20 protein-coding genes are annotated in these 20,335 nt (G+C 64.2%); 1 reads left to right on the top strand and 19 read right to left on the bottom strand.

Features of this window, described 5'->3' with window-relative positions:
• Positions 1–60 precede the first annotated feature (60 nt).
• Entirely contained in the window at positions 61–3,531 is a 3,471-nt protein-coding gene (locus V6943_RS12700) for an indolepyruvate ferredoxin oxidoreductase family protein (protein WP_340553798.1), read from the bottom strand.
• Positions 3,532–3,770: 239 nt separating this feature from the next.
• Between V6943_RS12700 and V6943_RS12695 the strand changes: the two genes are divergently transcribed.
• Positions 3,771–4,238 (top strand): Lrp/AsnC family transcriptional regulator, encoded by a 468-nt coding sequence (locus V6943_RS12695; protein WP_128121983.1) that lies wholly within the window; start codon positions 3,771–3,773, stop codon positions 4,236–4,238.
• Between the two features lie 7 nt (positions 4,239–4,245).
• On the opposite strand, the gene V6943_RS12690 is transcribed toward V6943_RS12695, so the two are convergent.
• The 18 genes from V6943_RS12690 to V6943_RS12605 all read right to left on the bottom strand — a co-directional run bounded on the left by V6943_RS12690 (position 4,246) and on the right by V6943_RS12605 (position 20,281).
• Positions 4,246–5,499, bottom strand: coding sequence for an MFS transporter (locus V6943_RS12690; RefSeq protein WP_340553794.1), 1,254 nt, complete (start codon positions 5,497–5,499; stop codon positions 4,246–4,248).
• 43 nt (positions 5,500–5,542) lie between these two features.
• Entirely contained in the window at positions 5,543–6,289 is a 747-nt protein-coding gene (gene phnP / locus V6943_RS12685) for a phosphonate metabolism protein PhnP (RefSeq protein WP_340553793.1), read from the bottom strand.
• On the bottom strand, positions 6,280–6,837 hold the full coding sequence (gene phnN / locus V6943_RS12680) for a phosphonate metabolism protein/1,5-bisphosphokinase (PRPP-forming) PhnN (RefSeq protein WP_197445860.1): 558 nt from the start codon (positions 6,835–6,837) through the stop codon (positions 6,280–6,282). Before phnN ends, phnP begins: the two co-directional genes overlap by 10 nt.
• Before the next feature lie 11 nt (positions 6,838–6,848).
• Positions 6,849–7,994, bottom strand: a complete 1,146-nt coding sequence (locus V6943_RS12675; RefSeq protein WP_181105123.1) for an alpha-D-ribose 1-methylphosphonate 5-triphosphate diphosphatase — start codon at positions 7,992–7,994, stop codon at positions 6,849–6,851.
• On the bottom strand, positions 7,984–8,685 hold the full coding sequence (gene phnL / locus V6943_RS12670; RefSeq protein ID WP_340553791.1) for a phosphonate C-P lyase system protein PhnL: 702 nt from the start codon (positions 8,683–8,685) through the stop codon (positions 7,984–7,986). The genes V6943_RS12675 and phnL overlap by 11 nt, the downstream gene beginning before the upstream one ends.
• A gap of 475 nt (positions 8,686–9,160) precedes the next feature.
• Positions 9,161–9,973, bottom strand: coding sequence for a phosphonate C-P lyase system protein PhnK (gene phnK, locus V6943_RS12665; protein ID WP_340553790.1), 813 nt, complete (start codon positions 9,971–9,973; stop codon positions 9,161–9,163).
• Complete coding sequence (locus V6943_RS12660) at positions 9,970–10,845, bottom strand: alpha-D-ribose 1-methylphosphonate 5-phosphate C-P-lyase PhnJ (protein WP_340554691.1); 876 nt, start codon at positions 10,843–10,845, stop codon at positions 9,970–9,972. The genes phnK and V6943_RS12660 overlap by 4 nt, the downstream gene beginning before the upstream one ends.
• Before the next feature lie 2 nt (positions 10,846–10,847).
• Positions 10,848–11,960, bottom strand: coding sequence for a carbon-phosphorus lyase complex subunit PhnI (locus V6943_RS12655; RefSeq protein ID WP_340553788.1), 1,113 nt, complete (start codon positions 11,958–11,960; stop codon positions 10,848–10,850).
• Positions 11,960–12,559 carry a phosphonate C-P lyase system protein PhnH gene (gene phnH / locus V6943_RS12650; protein WP_340553787.1) on the bottom strand — a complete coding sequence of 200 codons (600 nt, stop codon included), beginning with the start codon at positions 12,557–12,559 and terminating at the stop codon, positions 11,960–11,962. Before phnH ends, V6943_RS12655 begins: the two co-directional genes overlap by 1 nt.
• Positions 12,559–13,011 (bottom strand): phosphonate C-P lyase system protein PhnG, encoded by a 453-nt coding sequence (gene phnG / locus V6943_RS12645; RefSeq protein ID WP_340553786.1) that lies wholly within the window; start codon positions 13,009–13,011, stop codon positions 12,559–12,561. The genes phnH and phnG overlap by 1 nt, the downstream gene beginning before the upstream one ends.
• Positions 13,011–13,715, bottom strand: a complete 705-nt coding sequence (phnF, locus tag V6943_RS12640) for a phosphonate metabolism transcriptional regulator PhnF (protein ID WP_340553784.1) — start codon at positions 13,713–13,715, stop codon at positions 13,011–13,013. Before phnF ends, phnG begins: the two co-directional genes overlap by 1 nt.
• Before the next feature lie 34 nt (positions 13,716–13,749).
• On the bottom strand, positions 13,750–14,544 hold the full coding sequence (phnE, locus tag V6943_RS12635) for a phosphonate ABC transporter, permease protein PhnE (protein WP_131650912.1): 795 nt from the start codon (positions 14,542–14,544) through the stop codon (positions 13,750–13,752).
• A 51-nt stretch (positions 14,545–14,595) separates the two neighbouring features.
• Entirely contained in the window at positions 14,596–15,606 is a 1,011-nt protein-coding gene (gene phnD, locus V6943_RS12630; RefSeq protein WP_340553783.1) for a phosphonate ABC transporter substrate-binding protein, read from the bottom strand.
• A 64-nt stretch (positions 15,607–15,670) separates the two neighbouring features.
• The gene (gene phnC, locus V6943_RS12625; RefSeq protein ID WP_340553781.1) at positions 15,671–16,516 is read right to left on the bottom strand and encodes a phosphonate ABC transporter ATP-binding protein; all 846 of its coding nucleotides are present in this window, start codon (positions 16,514–16,516) and stop codon (positions 15,671–15,673) included.
• Positions 16,517–16,721: 205 nt separating this feature from the next.
• Entirely contained in the window at positions 16,722–17,132 is a 411-nt protein-coding gene (locus V6943_RS12620; protein ID WP_340553779.1) for a DUF192 domain-containing protein, read from the bottom strand.
• Between the two features lie 20 nt (positions 17,133–17,152).
• Positions 17,153–18,424, bottom strand: a complete 1,272-nt coding sequence (locus V6943_RS12615; protein ID WP_340553777.1) for a cation:proton antiporter — start codon at positions 18,422–18,424, stop codon at positions 17,153–17,155.
• A gap of 63 nt (positions 18,425–18,487) precedes the next feature.
• Complete coding sequence (locus tag V6943_RS12610) at positions 18,488–19,270, bottom strand: DNA-formamidopyrimidine glycosylase family protein (protein WP_197445869.1); 783 nt, start codon at positions 19,268–19,270, stop codon at positions 18,488–18,490.
• Positions 19,271–19,393: 123 nt separating this feature from the next.
• Positions 19,394–20,281, bottom strand: a complete 888-nt coding sequence (locus tag V6943_RS12605) for an RluA family pseudouridine synthase (protein WP_177493059.1) — start codon at positions 20,279–20,281, stop codon at positions 19,394–19,396.
• Positions 20,282–20,335 lie beyond the last annotated feature (54 nt).

Genomic DNA, 20,335 nt, shown 5'->3' with positions numbered 1-20,335 from the left:
GGTGGGCTAAAGCCCACCCTACGTTGAAGAGCGCCGCCCGCCCCCCCTACGCTGAAGCCCTTACGCCGCCGGCTCGAACAACCGCACGCTCTGCACCTCGTCGCCGCGACTCAGTTGCTCCTTGAGCACCTTCTCTTGCTGACGTGCCTTGGTGATGGAGCGCTCCTTCACCGGGCCGTAGCCGCGGATCTGTTCCGGCAGCGCGGCGATGGCCACGGCGGTGCGGTAGTTGGTCGGCTTGAGCTGGGCCAGGAGCTGATCGAGGTTGCGCTCGTACTCGCCGATCAGCTCGCGCTCGACACGACGGTCATGGCCGTAACCGAACACATCCAGCGGCGTCCCGCGCAGGAATTTCAGCTTCGCCAGCACGTTGAAGGCGTTCAGCACCCAAGGCCCAAGTTCGCGCTTGCGCGGCTCGCCAGTGGCGCTGTCGCGCTTGGCCAGCCAGGCCGGCGCCAGATGGAATTGCAGCTTGTAGTCGCCTTCGAACTGCGCTTCCAGCTGCTCGCGGAATTCCGGCTCGCTGTACAGCCGCGCCACTTCATACTCGTCCTTGTAAGCCAAGAGCTTGAAGTAGTACCGCGCCACCGCCTTGGACAGGGCCACATCGTCGGCCGTATCGATTTTGCGCACACGCTCGACCATCGCCCGGTAACGCTTGGCATAGGCCGCGCTCTGGTACTTGGTGAGGAAATCCACACGCCAGTCGACGATTTCTTCCAGGGTCTGGCGAATTGGTTCGACCTGCTCGGCCGGACGCGCCAGCCGTTCCACCGCCTCGCGCTCCAGCACCGCACGCCGCCCCCAGCGGAACGCCTGCAGGTTCAGCTCGGTGGACACGCCGTTGATGCTGATGGCCTTTTCGATGGCTTCGGCCGATAGCGGCAGTAGCCCCTGCTGATAGGCAAAGCCGAGCAGGAACAGGTTGGTGGCGATGCTGTCGCCCATCAGCCGGGTCGCCAGCCGAGTCGCGTCGATGAAGTGCGTCTTCTCGGCACCCACCGCATCCATCAGCGCTTCGCGCATGGCCTTGCCCGGCACCTGGGCGTCGGGGTTGCGGGTGAATTCCGCCGTCGCCGCCTCATGGCTGTTGATCACCGCGTGGCTGATCTGATCGTTGAGGCGAGTCAGCGAATCGTCACCGGCCGCCACCACCAGATCGCACCCCAGCAGCAGATCGGTTTCGCCCGCTGCGATGCGCACGGCATAGATGTCATCCTGCTTGGCGGCGATGCGTACGTGGGTGACCACCGGGCCGAACTTCTGCGCCAGGCCGGCCTGGTCGAGCACGGTGCAACCCTTGCCTTCCAGATGCGCCGCCATGCCCAGTAGCGCGCCGAGGGTCGTCACACCGCTGCCGCCGACGCCGGGAATCAGTACGTTCCATGGACGTTCGAGGGTCGGATGTTGCGGCTCCGGCAACTTTGCCGGATCGAGGCTGGCACCCACCGCTTCCGGCTTGCGCAACCCGCCGCCATGCACGGTAACGAAACTCGGGCAGAAGCCTTCGACGCAGGAGAAGTCCTTGTTGCAGGCGTTCTGGTCGATCTCGCGCTTGCGCCCCAGCTCGGTTTCCAGCGGCAGCACGGCGAGGCAGTTGGACTTCTCGCCACAGTCCCCGCAACCCTCACACACGGCGGGGTTGATGAAGGCACGCTTGGCCGGGTCCTCCAGCTTGCCGCGCTTGCGCCGACGACGCTTTTCGGTGGCGCAGGTCTGGTCGTAGATGATCACCGAGACGCCCTTGAACTCGCGCAGCTCGCGCTGCACGGCGTCCAGGTCGCGGCGATGATGGAAGCTGGTGATCGGCGCGAAGCCATCGCGGCTCGGGTACTTGTCCGGCTCGTCGCTGACCAAAGCGATGCGTTTGACGCCTTCGTCGGCGATCTGCCGGCTGAGCTGATCCACACGCAGCTCGCCGTCGATGGGCTGGCCGCCGGTCATGGCCACCGCGTCGTTGTAGAGAATCTTGTAAGTAATGTTGACGCCCGATGCCACCGCTGCACGCACGGCAAGGCTGCCGGAGTGGAAATAGGTGCCGTCGCCGAGATTCTGAAACACATGCGGGGTGTCGGTGAACGGCGCCTGGCCGATCCAGTTGACGCCCTCGCCCCCCATCTGGGTGAAGGTCTCGGTGCGCCGATCCATCCACTGCACCATGTAATGACAACCGATGCCGGCGGAGGCGCGGCTGCCCTCGGGGACTTTGGTCGAGGTGTTGTGCGGGCAGCCGGAGCAGTAATGCGGGGTGCGCACGGTGTTGTAGCTATGCGCGGCCAGGGCCTTCTCCTTGGCGGAAAGAAACGCGAGCCGTGCCTGGATGCTGTCGCTGGTGTAGATCGGCGCGAGGCGCTTGGCGATTACCCGCGCGATCATCGCCGGGGTCAGCTCGCTGAGGTTCGGCAGCAGCGATGTGCCGTGCTCGTCGAACTCGCCCACTACGCGCGGGCGCTTGTCCAATGGCCAGTTGTAGAGCTGCCCAGTGAGCTGGTCTTCGATGATGCTGCGCTTTTCCTCGACCACCAGAATTTCGTCCAGGCCTTGGGCGAATTCGTGCACCGAGACCGGTTCCAGCGGCCAGCTCATGCCCACCTTGAGCACCCGCAGGCCGACCTGGACGCACAGCGCTTCGTCCAGCCCGAGGTCATCCAGGGCCTGGCGCACGTCGAGATAGCTCTTGCCGGTAGTGATGATGCCCAGGCGCGGGTTGGGCGAATCGAGCATGATCGGGTTGAGGTTGTTCGCACGGGCGAAGGCGCGCGCGGCGTAGATCTTGTACAGGTTGAGGCGTTTTTCCTGCGCCAGTGGCGGGTCCGGCCAGCGGATGTGCACGCCGTCTTCGGGCAGTTCGAAATCGTCCGGAATGGTCACGCTGACGCGCAACGGATCGACTTCCACCACGGCGGACGAATCGACGTTTTCGGCGATGGTCTTGAGCGCCACCCAGCAGCCCGAATAGCGCGACAGCTCCCAGCCGAGGATGCCGTAATCGAGGATTTCCTGAACGTTAGCCGGGTTAAGCACCGGAATCGAGGCCGCGATGAAGGCATGCTCGCTCTGGTGCGGCAGCGTCGAGGATTTGCAGCCGTGGTCATCGCCGGCCAGCAGCAGCACGCCGCCATGGGGCGAGACACCGGCGGCGTTGGCATGCTTGAACACGTCGCCCGCGCGGTCGACGCCCGGCCCCTTGCCGTACCACATGGCGAAGACACCGTCGTATTTCGCGCCGGGGAACAGATTGGTTTGCTGACTGCCCCAGACCGCCGTCGCCGCCAGTTCCTCGTTGAGGCCCGGCTGGAAGTGAATGGCGTTCTGCTTGAGATAGTCGCGCGCTTCCCAGAGGCTCTTGTCCAACCCGCCCAACGGCGAGCCGCGATAGCCGGAGATGAAGCAACCGGTATTCAGGTTCTGAGCCTGGTCGCGCTGATGCTGCAGCATCGGCAGGCGGGTCAGCGCCTGGGTGCCGGTGAGGTACAGATGTCCGGTTGCGAGCCGGTACTTGTCATCCAGGCGGATCTCGGCCAATGACATGTGGCGCTCCTGTTTGTTTTTATCGGAGTCTGGACAGTGCTGTTCACTGTCCGCCTAAAAAGTCGTGGGCAGCTGCACGGTAAGCCGCCCCACGCCAGCGTCCAGCGGGGGATCACCCCACCGTTGCGCGTTGGATAAGAGTCTGGCCGTGACGAAGAGAGATTTTCTTTCTACTTTTGCGGTGTAAGCGCCTTCGCGTGCATGATCCATCCACTAACAACAACAAAACAGGAACAACCATGCAGACCCCGCTGAGCAGCATCGACCGCAAGATTCTGCTGCTGCTGCAACACAACGCCGACCTCTCCGCCGCCGAGATCGCAGAAAAGGTCGAGCTATCGCAATCGCCCTGCTGGCGACGCATCCATCGGATGCAGGAAGAAGGGCTGATCGAACGCAAGGTCGCCCTGCTCAACCCCAAGAAGCTCGGGCTGAACATGACGGTGTTCGTCAACATCAAGCTGTCCGCCCACGGACGCAGCAACCTCGACGAATTCGAGCGCGCGGTGGTCGGCTACCCCGAAGTGCTGGAGTGCCACACCATGGCCGGCGAGTCGGATTATCTGCTCAAGGTCGTGGCCAAGGATATCGACAGCTACGAACGCTTCCTGCGTGATCAGCTGCTGCAGCGACCGCATGTGCAGGAAGCGCACTCGCATATCGCCATGAGTGAAGTGAAGCGGACGACGGAGTTGCCGTTGGATTAACGCGAGATCAGGCCTGTTGCGGCTCGCGCCGTGGCTCGGAACGGCGACTCGCCCAGCGCAGCGCCAGCGGGCCGATCACCAGCAGGAGTCCCATTAAAGCGAACGCCGCCCACCAGCCCACCAGCTGTTCGTCGCCCAGCGCATCGAGCACCATGCCGAACAGCAGCGGGCCGAGGAACGCGCCGGTAAAGCCGGTGCAGGAATACAGCGCCATGACAGCGCCGCGGTGGCTGACCGGCGCAACCGCCACCAGCCCGGCAGTCAGCGCCGCCGAGTCGGCCGTGACCGTAACGCTGTAGCACACGATGAGCACCAGCAGCGCCCAGAACGGTAGCGCCGCGCCGAGCCCGAGCAGGCAGGCGAGCACCGCCGAAAACAGCATTACTGCGACCAGCCAGCGCTGCCGACCAAAGCGGATCGCCATTTCGTTACCGATGATGCTCGCTGGCATGCCGATCAGGGTCGCGATCATCGCCACCCAGGTGCCGCTCAGCCAGGGCGACTGACCCTGCCAATCGCCGGCAAACACGATGAACGCCACCAGCCAGGCGCGGAAGGCGAACAGCTCCAGGTTGTGCATGGCATAGGCCAGGCAATAGGCGATGACGGGACGGCTCGTCAACGGCGCCAGGTCCAGCAGGCGACGCGGCTCGTGCGCGGTAACCGGCTTGGGCGGCAGGCCGCGCCAGACCATCACCCAGGCCAACAGCGCGCAGCCCCCGCTGAGCAGCGCCGGCAGTTGCCAGCCGCCGAGCTTCGCCAGCTCGCCGGAAAGCAGGAAGGACAATGCCGTGCCGAGCCCGAAGCTCGCCGTGTAAAACGCGATAGCGCGCGATTGCGCCGGCCCCTCGATCCGTTCGGACAAGGCCTTTAGCCCGGGCATGTAGGTGCCGGCCAAGCCGATCCCTGCCACTACGCGCCAGAGCAGCGCCGACCAGAAGTCATCGGCCAGCACGAAGCCGGCGCTGGCGAACGCGGTCAGCAGCATCGCCCAGAGATAGATCAGCCGCGCGTCGTGACGATCAGTCAACCCGGTCAGGACCGGCACCGCGAGCATGTAGCCCAGAAAGAAACCACCACCGATCCAGCCCGCTTCGGTGTTGTCCAGGTGCCAGAGTGACTGAAACTCGGGCAGCAACGCGGCGAACAGCGCGAAGCCTGCCATTCCCAGGGTTTCTGCGATGCACATGACCAGGGTCAGGCGGCGCGCGGCCTGGCTCGGCTGCGAAGCTGGCGCCGGTGAAGCATCGGTCGAATTCATTCGGCATCCATCTTGGTGGCGACGTCCTGCGGGTCCAGCGTGCTCAGAGAGACTGGCCGTCACCGGCCAGGCTGACTCCGGCTGGCAGCGCGTCGGGATGCTCCAGCAACCAGGCGTCCAGATTGTGGCCAATGTGAGTCAGCACCGCCTGGCGCGGTTGCAGCTCGGCTATGACCATCAGCGCGCGGGTCAAATCGTTATGGTTCTGCGGCGCCTCCTGGGGTGGGCTCGAACAGTCCAGCACCAGCAAATCGAGCGAGCGCTGGCGCAACACGCTCAGGCTGGCGTCGGGTACGCCAAGGGTGTCGGTGAGATAGGCGATGCGCCGTCCCATTCCTTCGAACAGGTAGCCCAGGGTCGGCTTTGAATGATTGAGCGGCAACGCGGTAACGCTCAGCTCACCCAGCTCACGTCGTTCCAGCGCCGCGAACGGCTGGGAAAAATCCAGGATACCGGGGTGCTTGTAGAGATCGGCCAGCCCCTCGGGGTCCTGCGGGCCATGCACTGGAATCCGCAGCCCGAGCCCCCAGCGCAGGTGCAACAGGCCCTGGGCGTGATCGGCGTGGTAATGGGTTTGCAGAATGCCGCTGAGGCTGCCCGGCGCGAAACGCTCGGTCAGATCGGTGAGGCCGCTGTCGACCAGCCAGCGCTGCGAGCCGCATTCGATCAATGCGCAGCAGGGTCCGCGACGCCAGGTCGAATCGGCGCGAGCCCGGCAACAGGCGACGCAATCGCAGTTGTATACCGGTACCTGACGGGCGTTGCCGCTGCCGAGAATGATCAGGCGCATGCGCGACCCCGTTCGATCAGCTGCAGCAGGCGCTGCATGGTTTCTTCCAGCGGCCCGGAGTTGTCCAATACCAGCGCCTCGCCCTGCCCCGCTGTCTGAAACTGGTCGTTGCGGGCCAGCCGTGCGTCTATTTCCTCGAGCGATTCACGCCCCCGTGCCAGCAACCGCTGACGCAGCACCGGCAGCGACACCGTGAGCAGGACCGCCTGCAGTTGCGGATAACGCCGGCGCGCCTCGGCCAGATAGGCGCGTGAGCCATTGACCAGAACATCCTGTCCCGCCGACAGCCAATCGTCGATCTCCCGGGAAATGCCGTAGTGCAAGCCATTGGCCCGCCAGTGCAGGGCGAAGGCGCCGGTCGCTCGCAACTGCTCGAACTCCGCCTCGCTCACCGCCAGGGCATCCTCCCCCACCGCCTCGGCGGATCGGGTGATGACGCGCCGGGCGATCCGGCACCCACGCGCCTGCAGCGGCTCGCTGGCCGCTTGTAACAGGCTGTCCTTGCCTGAGCCGGAAGGCCCCATCAGATAGATCAGTCGTCCCGTCATCCGTCCCTTCATTAAAAGACCCTTCTGCCTTGCCGCCATACCTGTCGGACCACCGGCTGGCCATGCCTGTCGCTCGCCTGCAGCAGATCCGCACGCAGACCGACGCGGATTTCGCCACGGTCGTCCAGGCCCGCTGCCTGAGCCGGCGCCAGGCTGACCGCGGCGATGGCCTTCGGCAAGTCATAGTCGTTGCCCAGCGCCGAGAGCATAAACGCCGCCTGCAACAGACTGGCCGGATAGTAATCGCTGGAGAGTATGTCCAGCACACCGTGGCGTGCCAGATCAGCCGCTGCAATGTTGCCCGAATGCGAACCACCGCGAACGATGTTCGGTGCGCCCATCAGCACCTTCAGCCCACGGGTATGGCTGGCATGCGCCGCTTCGAAGGTCGTGGGAAACTCGGCGATGGCCATGCCGAAGCCGGCCGACTCCTCGACGTGCGCGAGCGTCGCGTCGTCGTGGCTGGCCAACGCCAGGCCACGCGCTTGGCAGATTTCGACGATGGCACGGCGCTGGCGGTCGCTGTACTGGCGGGAATTGGCAGTCTGCTGATCGCTAAACGCATCCATCTCCGCCTCGTTGAGGTGGTACTTGCCCATGTAGTACTCGCGGTACTTCTCCGTCTGGGCGAACTGGCGCTGGCCGGGCGAGTGGTCCATCACCGATACCAACTGCACCAGCGGATGTTCCACCAGGTCGCGAAACACCGGCAGCGCATCCGGATGGCAAACCTCACAACGTAGATGTAGCCGATGATCGGCGCGGGTGTCTCCGGCTGCCTCGGCCTGGGCGATGGCGTCGAGCATGGCGGGCAGCTGCTGCATGCGCTTGCCGCGCGGGTTGATGTCGCCGATGGACAAGGCATCGAACACCGTGGTGATCCCTGCGGCAACAATCTGCGCGTCGTGGGTCAGCACCGCCGAGGCCGAAGGCCAGTCGACACCGGGACGCGGCGTCATGTGCTTTTCCAGATTGTCGGTGTGCAGCTCGACCAGCCCTGGCATCAGGTAGTCACCGTTCAGGTCCTGAGCCTGTGGCAGCTGGCTGCGGCCCTCGCTCACATCTGCGATCAGGCCGTCACGGATCACCAGCGTGCCGTCGATCACCCGGTCGGCCATGACGATCCGCGCGTTGCTCAGTATCAGTTCAGCAGGCATGGCGATGCTCCTCGGCAGTCATGTCCAGATAGCGATCGGCGACTGCCTCGCGTATGGCACGGTCATGGAAGATGCCGATCAGCGCTGCCCCGGCGGCCTTGGCTTCGGCGATCAGTTCCAGCACCACTCGGCAGTTCGCCTCGTCGAGCGAGGCGGTGGGTTCGTCCAGCAACAGCACCGGCCACTGCACCATGAAGCCGCGCGCCAGATTCACGCGCTGCTGCTCACCACCGGAAAAGGTGCCGGGTGCCAGTTGCCAGAGCCGCTTGGGGATGTTCAGCCGGGTCAGTAGGCTCTCCGCACGGGCCTGCGCGTCCTGTCGACTCCAACCCCGCGCCAGCGCCGGCGCCATGACCACCTCAAGGCACGGCACGCGTGGAATCACACGCAAAAACTGGCTGACATAGCCGAGGCTTTCGCGACGGACCGCCAGCATCTGTCGTGGCTCGGCGCCGACCAGTTCTAGCGGTTCGCCACGATGGCGCAGACGGATGCTGCCGGTGGCCAGGTAATTGCCGTACAGGCAGCGCAGCAGGGTGGATTTACCGGCACCGGAGCGTCCGTGGAGCACCAGGCATTCGCCGGGCGCGACGGCAAAACTGACCTCGCGCAGCACATCGAGGGTTACGCCGTGCTGCTGGTGAAGCGTGAAGGACTTGCGCAGGTTGCGGACTTCGATCGGGTTGTTCATGGGCGATCCCCGAAGATGGGCTGAATGGATAGCGGTGAATTGGCCAGCATTGGCGTGGGCCGGCTTGCCCTCACCCCAACCCTCTCCCGGAGGGAGAGGGGGCAGATCGCCGTGGGCGCAAGGACCTGCGTACAGACGGACCCGGTCTGTTTCGCCCCGGATGTCCTCAGCAGAGTGAAGGGGTTGGTCGACGCGGGCCTTGGTGTCTGATGTGATCTCGCGGCGTCCAGCCCAACAATCGAGGCTACGGCCCTACACATAACCGCCCCATCTCCCTCTGGGAGAGGGCTGGGGTGAGGGATGCGGAGTTGCGGGAGGCCACTTAAGGCTGAGGTATCGTCGATACCTGCAGCTGCGAATTGCGGCCTCGCGGCGCCCAGCCCAACAATCGAGGCTACGGCCCTGCACATAACCGCCCCCTCTCCCTCTGGGAGAGGGCTGGGGTGCGGGATGCGGAGTTGCGGATCGAACGCACTCATGGCTGCAGCACCGAAGACACCAGCAGCTGCGAATAAGGGTGCTGCGGGTCGTCGAGAATCTGGTCGGTCAGCCCGGTTTCCACCACCCGCGAGCGGCGCATGACCATCAGCCGATCAGCCAGCAGCCGCGCCACGGCGAGGTCGTGGGTAACGATCACCACCGCCAGGTCCAGCTCGTGCACCAACCCGCGCAGCAGATCGAGCAGGCGGGCCTGCACCGAGACGTCGAGGCCGCCGGTGGGCTCGTCCATGAACACCAGGCGCGGCCCGGAAACCAGGTTGCGGGCGATCTGCAGACGCTGCTGCATACCGCCGGAGAAGGTGCGCGGCAGATCATCGATACGCGCTGGGTCAATCTCCACCTGGCTCAGCCAGTCCAGCCCGGCCTGGCGCAGCTGGCCGTAATGGCGCTGCCCCTGGGCCATCAGCCGCTCGCCGATGTTGGCACCTGCCGATACGCCCATGCGCAGGCCGTCGCGCGGATTCTGTTCGACGAAGCCCCACTCGGTGCGCAGCAGGCTGCGACGCTCGGCCTCGCTGGCGGCATACAGATCGAGCCAGGCGCCATCCCGGCCGCGGTAGCTCACCGAACCCCGATCAGGCTGGCAGCGCCCGGAGAGCAGGCTGAGCAGCGTGGATTTGCCGGAGCCGGACTCACCGACGATCCCCAGCACCTCACCCGGATAGAGGTCGAAGTCGACGCCCTGGCAGCCGGTATCCGGCCCGTACAGGCGAGTCAGCCCGCGTACCGAAAGCAACGGCTGATCGAGGCGGCTGGCAGGTTGTTGCAGATCGAGCGCGGCGTTCATTCGGCGGCCTCCTGGGCGTCGCGGCGTTGCGTGCAGTAGTCGGTATCGGAGCAGACGAATTGCTTGGTGCCGGCGTCGTCGACGATGAGCTCGTCGAGGTAGGAACTGTCACTGCCGCAGAAGGCGCAGCACTGATCCCAGGCCTGAATCGCGAAGGGGTGATCCTCGAAGTCCAGGCTGCGCACGTCGGTGTAAGGCGGCAGCGCATAAAGGCGCTTCTCGCGCCCGGCACCGAACAGCATCAGCGCCGGGCTCATGTCCAGCTTGGGATTGTCGAATTTGGGAATCGGCGAGGGATCCATCACGTAGCGACCGTCCACCGTCACCGGATAGGCGTAGCTGGTGGCGATATGGCCGAAGGTGGCGATGTCCTCGTAGAGCTTGACGTGCATGACCCCGTAGTCCTCAAGGGCGTGCATGGTCCGGGTCTCGCTCTCCGAGGGTTCGATGAAGCGCAGCGGCTCGGGAATCGGCACCTGGAAGACCATGATCTGGTCGTTGCGCAGCGGCGTTTCCGGGATTCGGTGGCGGGTCTGAATCAGCGTCGCGTCAGGCGTGCGGGTGGTGGTGGCGACGCCCGCCGTATGTGCAAAGAAGCGGCGGATCGACACCGCATTGGTGGTGTCGTCGGCGCCCTGGTCGATCACCTTGAGCACATCCTCGGCGCCGAGAATGGCGGCGGTCAGCTGCATGCCACCGGTGCCCCAGCCATAGGGCAGCGGCATTTCGCGACCACCGAAGGGCACCTGGTAACCCGGAATCGCCACGGCCTTGAGCAGGCCACGGCGGATCATGCGTTTGGTCTGTTCGTCGAGATAGGCGAAGTTATAGCCCTGCTCCGTCGCGCCGGGCTGACGTTCAGTGACAGTCATGTTCATGCGCGGCGCTCCTCGGCGTTGGGTTCAGGCTGGGCCGTAACGGTCTCCTCGACCGGTGCACGGCGCAGCTTGCGGATCAGTTCCAGTTCGGACTGGAAGTCGACGTAATGGGGCAGCTTGAGGTGCGAGACGAAGCCACCAGCCTCGACGTTGTCGCAGTGCATCAGCACGAATTCCTCCTGCTGCGCCGGGCCTTGCACCGTCTCGCCATATTCGGCGCCGCGCAGCGCACGGTCGACCAGGGCCATGCCCATCGCCTTGCGCTCGGCGTAGCCGAAGGCCAGCCCGTAGCCGCGGGTGAACTGCGGGTCGATGCCCTGCCCGCCAACGAACTGGTTGACCATCTCGCACTCGGTCACCTCGATATCGCCCAGCGGCACGGCGAAGCCCAATTCCGGCGGTTCCATCCAGACCTCAACCTGGCCGATGCGGATTTCTCCCGCGAAGGGGTGATTGCGGCCATAGCCGCGCTGGGTCGAGTAGCCCAGCGCCAGCAGAAAGCCCTCATCACCACGAGCCAGCGCCTGCAAGCGCTGGGCGCGGTCGCTGGGAAACTCCAGGGGTTCGCGGGTGATATCCGGCACGCCGTGGTCGTCGCCGCGTTCCGGTTTCATCAAGCCTTCCTGGGCAAGGAGGTCGAGCACGCGCGGACAGGCCGCCAGCTCGGCTTGAGGATCAAGCTCCGGACCGGGATGTTCGCCTTCGGCCAGCAGGCTGAAGTCCAGCAGGCGATGGCTGTAGTCGAAGGTCGGGCCGAGCAGCTGACCGCCGGGCAGATCCTTGAAGGTCGCCGAGATCCGTCGCGTCGGGCGCATCTGCGCGGTTTCCAGCGGCACGCTGTTGCCAAAGCGCGGCAGCGTGGTGCGATAGGCGCGCAGCAGGAAGATGGCTTCGAGCAGATCGCCAGCCGCCTGCTTGATTGCCAGCGCAGCCAGCTCCTCGTCAAACAGCGAGCCTTCGGCCATGACCCGCGCCACCGCCAGCGGCAGCTGCTGGCGAATCTGACTGACGCTCAATTCGGGCAAGGCGGTGTCGCCACGGCGCTTCTTCGCCAATAGTCGGTGGGCATTGTCGATGGCCTGTTCGCCACCTTTGACGGCTACATACATCAGGCTACCTCCTCTATCGATGGCGCGATGCGGGTGCTGCGGGGCAAGCCGAGCACGGTCTGGTCGGCGGCGAAGAACAGGTCCAGCCCGCGGGGGAAATCATTGCGGGCGGCGCGCTGCTGCCAGAACGTGGTGGGCACCGGCAGGCTCACCTCGCGCTGGCCGAGAATGCCGGGGCCGCTCCAGCTCAACGTCGGGCCACTGTCGAGGCCATCGAGCTGGACCAGCAGCGTGCAGGACTGGTCGGGGAAACGTTCGCTACCCGTGCAGAAACCGGACAGGTCATCCAGCGCCTGCGCGTCGAGCAATGCGAAATCGGCCGTTTCGCGCTCAGCAACGATCGGGCACCCACAATGAAATGCCAGGTTGGTGCGCACCGTCGGCGTATCGAAGGCGGGCGCCAGCCACAACCGCGTCTCGCCATCGAGCAGGCTCAGGCACAAGGCGTAAGTCGCCGACGCCAGCGGATCGAGGGCCGGAACAGCAATCAGCGGCTGCGCCAGGCCGGGCTCGGCGAGGGCCTTGAGCGCGGCGCGGAAAATACGCTGGCTGTCCAGCACCTGATCATCGAGTGCCGCGTGCAACAGGTTTGCGCTCATCAGTCCTCTCCTCTCACCAGGGTGAAGAATTCCACTTTGCTACTGGCCGTCTCGGCGTCCTGCGCGGCGCGGCGGGTTGCCTGTGCAGCCGCCAGCGGTGCGATCAGTTGCTGCTGCCAGCGCGCCTGATCGCGCCCCTGCAAATGCGCGTCGGCCAGCGCGGCCAGTTCGGCGTGACGCTTGTCGCGCCCGGCCACGTAGCTGTAACCGGTGCGGCCGTCGCCCAGACGCACGACGCAGCGGGTCACACTCATCTCGCCAAGGTTGAACGCGGCGCCGGTTCCGCCCATGCGACCGCGGACCAGGGTCATGCCGATCTCCGGCGCCCGCACCATTTGGTACTCGATGTCCTTGAGCTCGGCCTCGTAAGGCGCCAGCTCATTGCCGGCACGGGCGAGCACGCCCATCCAGCGCTGGCGGGTGGCAATTTCAGGGGTCATGCGCGTCTCCATCAGGTAGCGACCTGGTACTGGAAACGGTCGGCTCGGCTGGTCGACAACGACAGCTCCACCGGCCGGCCGGCCAGGTCATGGGAAAGGGTGAGCACGGTCAGCAACGGCGCGTGACGCGGCATCAGCAATTGATCGGCCTCATCGTGCGTGGGCAACCGCGCGCCGATCAGGCTGAAAGCGCGGTGCAGTGGCAAATCACGGTCGGACAGGTACTGGCGCAGCGAACCGCCGTTGTAATCGCCCAGCAGCGACTGGCGGCCGGCACAGAAACGGTGGCGGATCAGGCTCACCGGTTGTTCGTCCAACAGACGCAAGGTGTGCAGCTCGACCACCGGCGCGCCTTCGCCCAGTTGCAGGTATCCGGCCTCCTCGACGGTGGCCGGACGCAGCTGCCGCTGCAGCAGGCGCGCCTGGACGCCGAGACCCTGCGCCGAAAGCGACTCGCTGTAAGCACTGCCCGCGGCCAGCGGATAAATCAGCGGTCGCTCCAGTACCCGTGTGCTTCTGCCCTGCTGGCGCAGCACCCGGCCCTCGCTGACCAGTTCGTCGATGGCGCGGCGCAGCGTGTGACGATTCACCGCGAAACGTGTCGCCAGCTGAACCTCGCCGGGCAGCTGGTCGCCAGGCTGCAAATGGCGCAATTCCTCACGCAGCTGGGCGGCCAGTTGCAGGTAACGCGGCTGCGGTTGTCTAGACATGTGCATGGCTAAAAAAGACGCGCGCGGCGTCCCTCTCCGGTCAGATGAACAATTTGCGCAAGCGCTGAGAAACGATGTCGATCACGCTCACCACCGCCACGATGACGATCAGCAAGGCGCAGGTCTGGCCGAACTGGAAGCCGCGAATGGCCTCCCAAAGAATCACGCCGATGCCGCCGGCACCGACCATCCCCACCACTGTTGCCGAGCGCACGTTGGATTCGAAGCGATACAGCGCGTAGGAAATCCACAGCGGCAGCACCTGAGGAATGACGCCGAATATGACCTCTTGCAGGGCGCTGGCGCCGGTAGCGCGGACGCCTTCCACTGGGCCCGGTTCGATGGCTTCAACCGCTTCGGCGAAGAGCTTGGCGAGCACGCCGGTGGTGCCGACGAACAGCGCCAGCACGCCGGCAAAAGGCCCGAGGCCAACCGCTACGACGAAGAGCATGGCGAAGACCATTTCATTGATCGAACGGCAGGCGTCCATCACGCGTCGGACCGGCTGATAGACCCACCAGGGCACGATGTTCTCGGCGCAGAGAATGCCCAGCGGGATCGCGCAGAGGATCGCCAGCACCGTGCCCCAGAGGGCGATCTGCACGGTGACGATCATTTCCTTGAGGTACAGCTCCCAGTTGCTGAAGTCCGGCGGAAAGAAGTCAGCGGCGAAGGTCGCCATATTGCCGCCGTCGCGGATCAGCGCCAGCGGATTCATCTCGGCGCCTTGCCAAGACCAGCCCAGCACTGCCAGGAAAAGACCCCAACCGATCAGCTTGAACCACGAATGTTTCTGCGATGCGGCAACGGGGGTAGGTGCGGTCAGAGAAGTCATGGATGCTCCGGCAAACAGAGGTCGGCCGCCGCTTACGCGGCGGCCAGCGGATCAGCCCGCCGTAGCGGCGGCGGTTTTCTGCTCGATCTCGGCCATGCGCTGCTCAAGCGCCGCAAGCTGGGCGTCCAGCTCCTTTAGCTGAGCCTGCTTGTCGCTTTCATCGAGCTTGGCGTTGTTGGCGACTTCGCTGCGCTGTTTGAACAGCTCCAGTTGGCGAATCGGTAGCAGCTGATCGTCATCGGAGGCGCGGAACTTGCCCCACTGCAGGTCAGCCAGCACCTTCATCTCGCTCGGCTGATCGCCATAGGTCATGAAGAATTCGCGGATGCCGGCCTTGGTCGCTTCCGGCAGATTCTTGCGCCAGACCATGGGGTCGGCGGGAATCAGCGGCGACGTCCAGATCACCTTGAGCTGAGCGGCCTTCTCCGGCGCGGTCAATTCCAGGCGCTCCATGCCTTCGTTGTTGAAGGTGCCGACGTCGACCTGCTTGTTGGCCACCGACAGGGCGTTCACTTCGTGGCTGCCGTTGAGCGAGCGCTTGAAAATCTTGTTGGCGTCCACCTTGTTCTTGGCAAAGACGTAATAGCCCGGCACCAGATAGCCCGAGGTGGAGTTCGGATCGCCGTTAGCGAAGGTCAGATTGGACGCGTCGTTAAGCATTTCTTCGACGGAGTCGATCGGGCTGTCCTTGTGGGCCACCAGCAGGCTGTAATAGCCCTGAGCGCCATTGGCGGCGACGGTTTGGGCAAAGATCTCGCCGCCGGCGCGGTCCACGGCTTCCATCGCCGATTTGTTGCCATACCAGGCCAGATCGACCTTATCGAAGCGCATGCCCTGAATGATGCCGGCGTAATCCGGGGCGAAGAACGCGTTGATCTTCATCCCGGTGCGCTCGCTCATGGCGGCGAGGAACGGGTCCCAGACAGCTCGCAGATTCTGCGACGACTCGGTGGAAATGATGCCGAAGTTCAGTTCCTTGCCATCATCCGCGTGGGCGCCGCCCAGCAGCGAGCCGGTCAGCAAGGCAGAGGCGGCAAGGACGCGGCCAATACGATTGAACATGGAAAAGCTCCTGTCAGAGATAGACGCTTTGGTTGGCATGACGTGGGATCAAGGGAAATGGTGTTCAGGCCTTGGCCAGGCTCAGCGCGCGGACCGGCGCCAGCGACGCTGCGGCAGGCGAGCGGGCCTGATCGGAAAACAGAAGATTGGCGTCGAGATCGGCGCCGTAGAGATCGTTGAGAAAGCGGCCATCTAGGTCGGCACAAGCGCCGTCGTAATGGATGCGACCGTCCTTGAGTGCCACCGCCCGGCGGCAGTAACGCAGGGCGTAATCGACTTGATGCAAGGTCACCACCACCGTCTTGCCGTCGCGTCGGTTGATGTCAGCCAGGATGTCCATGACCTTGCGCGCGGACTCGGGGTCGAGCGAGGCGATCGGCTCGTCGGCAAGGATCACTTCGGCTTGTTGGGTGAGCGCACGGGCGATGGCGACCCGCTGCTGCTGACCGCCTGAGAGTGTCGAAGCGCGCTGCTCGGCACGATGGGCTAGCCCCACACGCTCCAGCGCTGCTAGCGCCTGCTGCTTCTGCTCGGCGGTGAACATGCCCAGAGAGCCGCGCCAGCGCGGCATGCGGCCAAGAAAGCCCAGCAGCACGTTGTCCAGTACGCTGAGGCGGTTGACCAGATTGAATTGCTGGAAGATATAGCCGATGTCTGCGCGCAACCGCCTCACGTCGCCGTTCAAGCGTCCCGCTGACTGCACTTCGCGACCGAGCACCTGGATGTTGCCGCCGCTGCGATCACAGCAGGCCAGGCCGGCGATGTGCCGCAGCAGTGTGGACTTGCCGGAACCGGACGCGCCGATCAGCGCCACCATCTCGCCCGGCTGCACGGACAGCGCCAGATCATGCAGGGCACGCTTGCCTGCGAAAGTCTTGTTCAGACTGTCGACACGGATAACTGCACTCATGGACCGCCTCCCTCATCGAGAACGACGGCAGCCCCTTGTTGGCCGCCGTCTGATGAGGCATGACCTTAGGGCCGGCTAATGTCGCTTCGGTGAACGGTCTATGACGGTTTGATGACTTGTCTAAACAGGCGAGACGGGCTTCGGAACTCGCCTGCCGAAGCACGCCGTCTAGCCCGCGGCGCGGCGTCGACTGGCCGTTCGCCGCCTATTTCGGGATGCCATTCACCTGATCGCCGATACCAGCCCGGTGCTGACTAAACCAACCCTGATTGACCTCAAGCGCATAACGCGCCGGCTCGCGCGAGCAGCGGATCGCGGTGCTCAGCGGTTCCAGGTCGATCACATCGACGATGCGCCCCTGCTCATCCATAAATGCCGCCGACAGCGGCAGCGACGTGTTCTTCATCCACAGGCAGTGACGGCGAAAGTCGTCGAAGCGAAACAGCATGCCGCGATCCGCCGCAAGCTCGGTGCGCTCCATCAGACCGCGTTCGCGCTCGGCGGGAGAGCGGGCGTACTCGGCCTGCAGCTGCACGTCGCCCACGCGCAGATCAAGTAGAGGTTCGGCACTGGCAAACGAGGGCAACAGCATCAACGACAGCAAGGCGGCGCGCATATAGATAGGCTCCAAGCCGCTCAGTGCTGGTCAGTCGCAGCTGGCTGCGAGCCATGCAGCGAACGCACCAGCGGCCCGACCGTCAGGCCCTGCAAAAGAATCGAGACCAATACGACGATATAGGTGAGGCTCAGCAGCAGATCCCGTTCCTCTCCCAGCGGCAACGACAGCGCGAGCGCAACCGAGACGCCACCACGCAGGCCGCCCCAGGACAGGATGCGGATGGTGCCGCGGGTGATCTGCCGATCCGTGATGCCGTAAATTTTACGCAGCGTGACGATCATCGGTGCCACGGTTAGCACGCGCGATAGCAGCACCGCGCCGCCCAGCAGCATCGCCGCCACCGCGTGCAGCCAGCCAAACGGCAGGATCAGCAGTTCGAGACCGATAAGCGCGAACAGCAGCGCATTGAGGATTTCGTCAATCAGCTCCCAGAAGCCATCGACGTAACGTCGCGTGCTGTCGGTCATCGCCTTCTTGCGGCCCTGATTACCAATGATCAGGCCGGCCACCGCCATGACGATAGGCGCCGAAACGTGCAGATGAGTCGCCAGCGCCGAGCCGCCGAACACCAGCGCCAGGGTCAGCATCACGGATGGCTGATGCTCATCGACCTTGCTCAGCAGATAGAACACACCGAAGCCCAGCACGACCCCCAGCACGATGCCGCCGACCGCCTCCTTGGCGAAGAGCAGGCCGAAGTCGGCAAGGCTCGGTTCCTGGCCAAGGCTCAACACGCCCAGCAGAATGCTGAACAGCACCACCGCGGTGCCGTCATTGAACAGCGATTCGCCAACTATGGTGGTCTGTAGCGGTTTCGGCGCGCCGCTAGTCTTGAGGATGCCCATCGCCGCGATCGGATCGGTCGGGGAGATAAGCGCACCGAACAGCAGGCAATAGATGAACTCGATGTGCCAGCCGAACAGCCCGAAAATATTGAACGCGAGCCAACCCACCACCAGGGTGGAAAACAGCACGCCACCGGTGGCCAGGATGCCAATGGGCCATTTGTAGCTGCGCAGGTCGTCGAGGTTGACGTGCAAGGCGCCGGCGAACAGCAGTGCCGGCAGAAACCAGGTCATCAGTACGGCGGAGAAATCGATCTGCTTGACGATCTGCTGCATTTCGGTTTCAAGCACCGGATAGCCCAACGCCGAGAAACCCAGCGCGATAAGCGACAGGACTAGCGCTGTCAGCATCACCCCGATGGTTGGCGGCAGCTTGATGAAGCGGTAATTGACGTAAGTAAAGAAGGTCGTCAGCGCAATGAACGCCGCCGCTAGGTCGAGCATCGGAAAACTCCAGCCAGTTCGTAGCGGGCCATCTTAGCGATTCGCCGGGCAGTTACGCGGGCGTCAGTCGATTTCGACAATCGGCTGCTCGGCTTGCTGAGTGCCAGCGTCGGTCCCGTAGCGCTTCTGACAACGCTCACAATAGAAGGCGCGGCGCTTGCTTCGCCCCAGCTCCTTGGCTTTGACGAAAGGGATTTTGCAGCGCGGACAGGTCGTTTTCGTATGTGCTAGCCAGTGCGCTTTGAGCGTGCCCTCGCGCTTCCACTGGAGAAATTCGAAGCTGTAAGTCCGAACCTCTCGCGCCAGTTCTCGCAGCTTCGCCGCCGGCAGATCGCCGATCAGCGACAGCGGATGAATGCGGGTGCGAAAAAGCACTTCGTTTTTGATGATGTTGCCCGAGCCCGAGAACAGCGTTTGATCCAACAGCGCATCGCAAGCCAGTAGTTGGGGCCGCCCACGCAACTTCTTCAGGGCCGCGCGTCCATCCCAGGCGTCGCTCATGACATCTGCACTCCAGTCGTAGGCGTCGTCCAACAGGCCTTCGATGGGCTGCACCGAGCATCCGTAGAAATTCAGCTCGCCGTTGGCGAACCCCAGACTCAGGCGCGGCGCGGATTCCTTGCGCTCGTTGATTCGATAACTGCCGAACAACAGCAAATGGATGCGCAGAGAAACGTCGTCCAGCTCGATCAGAAAGTGCTTGCCCCAGCTGCGAAACGATCGCACCGTTTGGCCGACCAGCCGCACCTTATCGAGCTTGGAATTGCCCTCGGCACGTTCGATGACCTGGCCGGTGAACACGTCGGCCTGTTCGCGAAGAATGACGATCGATGGACCTTCGGGCATGGCGATATCGCTTCGGCAGGGGCGTTATGGATATCGACTTGGATCAGTCGCGAAGGTGCGGCCGGTCATCGGGGCTTCGTGAGCAAGCTCGCTCTATATAAAGGCGCACGGGGTCCAGCGGCGTCACCAATCCAGCTGCAGACGGCTTTCGAACCGGCGCGGCTCGCCAGTCAGCGGATCGCGAAATTCCAACCCGCGCGCCAGCAGTTTGAGCGGCTTGGAATAGTCGTCTTGATCTCGGCGCCCACGCTCGATCAGCTCGGGATAGAAGGGATCATTGCAAATACCGGCGCCCAGCGTCGCCATCTGCAGGCGCAGCTGATGCTTGCGTCCGGTGACCGGATACAACGCGTAGCGCCAGAGCTCGCCACGCCGCTCGAGCACCTCGATACGCGTCTCGCTGTTGGGCTCTCCGGCGCCCTTTTTCATCAAGAAGAACGGCTCGCCATCGACCATGTGCAGCCGCTCCTGACGCGGGAAATTCAGATCGGGCAGCGCCGGGCAGATCGCTTCGTAACGCTTGTCTATCTTCCGCTCGCGAAACAACGCCTGGTAGCGGCCACGGCTTTCCGGATTGGTGGAGAACAGCACCAGCCCGGCGGTCAGCCGGTCGATGCGGTGGATAGGCACCAGATCGGGATTACCCACGCGCTTGCTCAGGCGCGCCAGCAGCGTTTCGTTGACGTATTCGCCGGCCGGCATCACCGGCAGGAAGTGCGGTTTGTCGGCCACCAGCAAGTGCTCGTCAAGATGCAGCACCTGCTCCTCGAAGGGGATCGGCTTTTCATTCGGCACTTCGCGAAAGTAATGAATCTTTAGCCCGGCTCGATAGGGATGCGTCACCGCCAATGGTTGTCCATCCGCGCCCAGCACACGCCCTCTGGCGAAGCGATCTGACCAGATGTCACGATCGATCGCCGGGAAATGCGCGCACAAGCAGTCGAGCACGGTGGCCCAATCACCTTGGGGCAGATGAAGGGTGCTGCGGGCATTAGGGGCAGTAGCGGACATGACGGTGCGTACGAGCGGAAAAGGCCAACGATGATACCCGACCGCCGCGAGCGG

The sequence above is a fragment of the Pseudomonas sp. CBC3 genome (genome assembly GCF_037967085.1).
Classification (GTDB): domain Bacteria; phylum Pseudomonadota; class Gammaproteobacteria; order Pseudomonadales; family Pseudomonadaceae; genus Stutzerimonas.
Note: the sequence above shows the minus strand (reverse complement) of the source record. Positions and strands in the feature narration are given on the sequence as shown.

Bases quoted from the DNA above. Each gene is read 5' to 3' on its own strand.
- V6943_RS12700 (WP_340553798.1), bottom strand. From the start codon at position 3,531: ATGTCATTGGCCGAGATCCGCCTGGATGACAAGTACCGGCTCGCAACC.
- V6943_RS12695 (WP_128121983.1), top strand. From the start codon at position 3,771: ATGCAGACCCCGCTGAGCAGCATCGACCGCAAGATTCTGCTGCTGCTG.
- V6943_RS12690 (WP_340553794.1), bottom strand. From the start codon at position 5,499: ATGAATTCGACCGATGCTTCACCGGCGCCAGCTTCGCAGCCGAGCCAG.
- phnP (WP_340553793.1), bottom strand. From the start codon at position 6,289: ATGCGCCTGATCATTCTCGGCAGCGGCAACGCCCGTCAGGTACCGGTA.
- phnN (WP_197445860.1), bottom strand. From the start codon at position 6,837: ATGACGGGACGACTGATCTATCTGATGGGGCCTTCCGGCTCAGGCAAG.
- V6943_RS12675 (WP_181105123.1), bottom strand. From the start codon at position 7,994: ATGCCTGCTGAACTGATACTGAGCAACGCGCGGATCGTCATGGCCGAC.
- phnL (WP_340553791.1), bottom strand. From the start codon at position 8,685: ATGAACAACCCGATCGAAGTCCGCAACCTGCGCAAGTCCTTCACGCTT.
- phnK (WP_340553790.1), bottom strand. From the start codon at position 9,973: ATGAACGCCGCGCTCGATCTGCAACAACCTGCCAGCCGCCTCGATCAG.
- V6943_RS12660 (WP_340554691.1), bottom strand. From the start codon at position 10,845: ATGACTGTCACTGAACGTCAGCCCGGCGCGACGGAGCAGGGCTATAAC.
- V6943_RS12655 (WP_340553788.1), bottom strand. From the start codon at position 11,960: ATGTATGTAGCCGTCAAAGGTGGCGAACAGGCCATCGACAATGCCCAC.
- phnH (WP_340553787.1), bottom strand. From the start codon at position 12,559: ATGAGCGCAAACCTGTTGCACGCGGCACTCGATGATCAGGTGCTGGAC.
- phnG (WP_340553786.1), bottom strand. From the start codon at position 13,011: ATGGAGACGCGCATGACCCCTGAAATTGCCACCCGCCAGCGCTGGATG.
- phnF (WP_340553784.1), bottom strand. From the start codon at position 13,715: ATGCACATGTCTAGACAACCGCAGCCGCGTTACCTGCAACTGGCCGCC.
- phnE (WP_131650912.1), bottom strand. From the start codon at position 14,544: ATGACTTCTCTGACCGCACCTACCCCCGTTGCCGCATCGCAGAAACAT.
- phnD (WP_340553783.1), bottom strand. From the start codon at position 15,606: ATGTTCAATCGTATTGGCCGCGTCCTTGCCGCCTCTGCCTTGCTGACC.
- phnC (WP_340553781.1), bottom strand. From the start codon at position 16,516: ATGAGTGCAGTTATCCGTGTCGACAGTCTGAACAAGACTTTCGCAGGC.
- V6943_RS12620 (WP_340553779.1), bottom strand. From the start codon at position 17,132: ATGCGCGCCGCCTTGCTGTCGTTGATGCTGTTGCCCTCGTTTGCCAGT.
- V6943_RS12615 (WP_340553777.1), bottom strand. From the start codon at position 18,424: ATGCTCGACCTAGCGGCGGCGTTCATTGCGCTGACGACCTTCTTTACT.
- V6943_RS12610 (WP_197445869.1), bottom strand. From the start codon at position 19,270: ATGCCCGAAGGTCCATCGATCGTCATTCTTCGCGAACAGGCCGACGTG.
- V6943_RS12605 (WP_177493059.1), bottom strand. From the start codon at position 20,281: ATGTCCGCTACTGCCCCTAATGCCCGCAGCACCCTTCATCTGCCCCAA.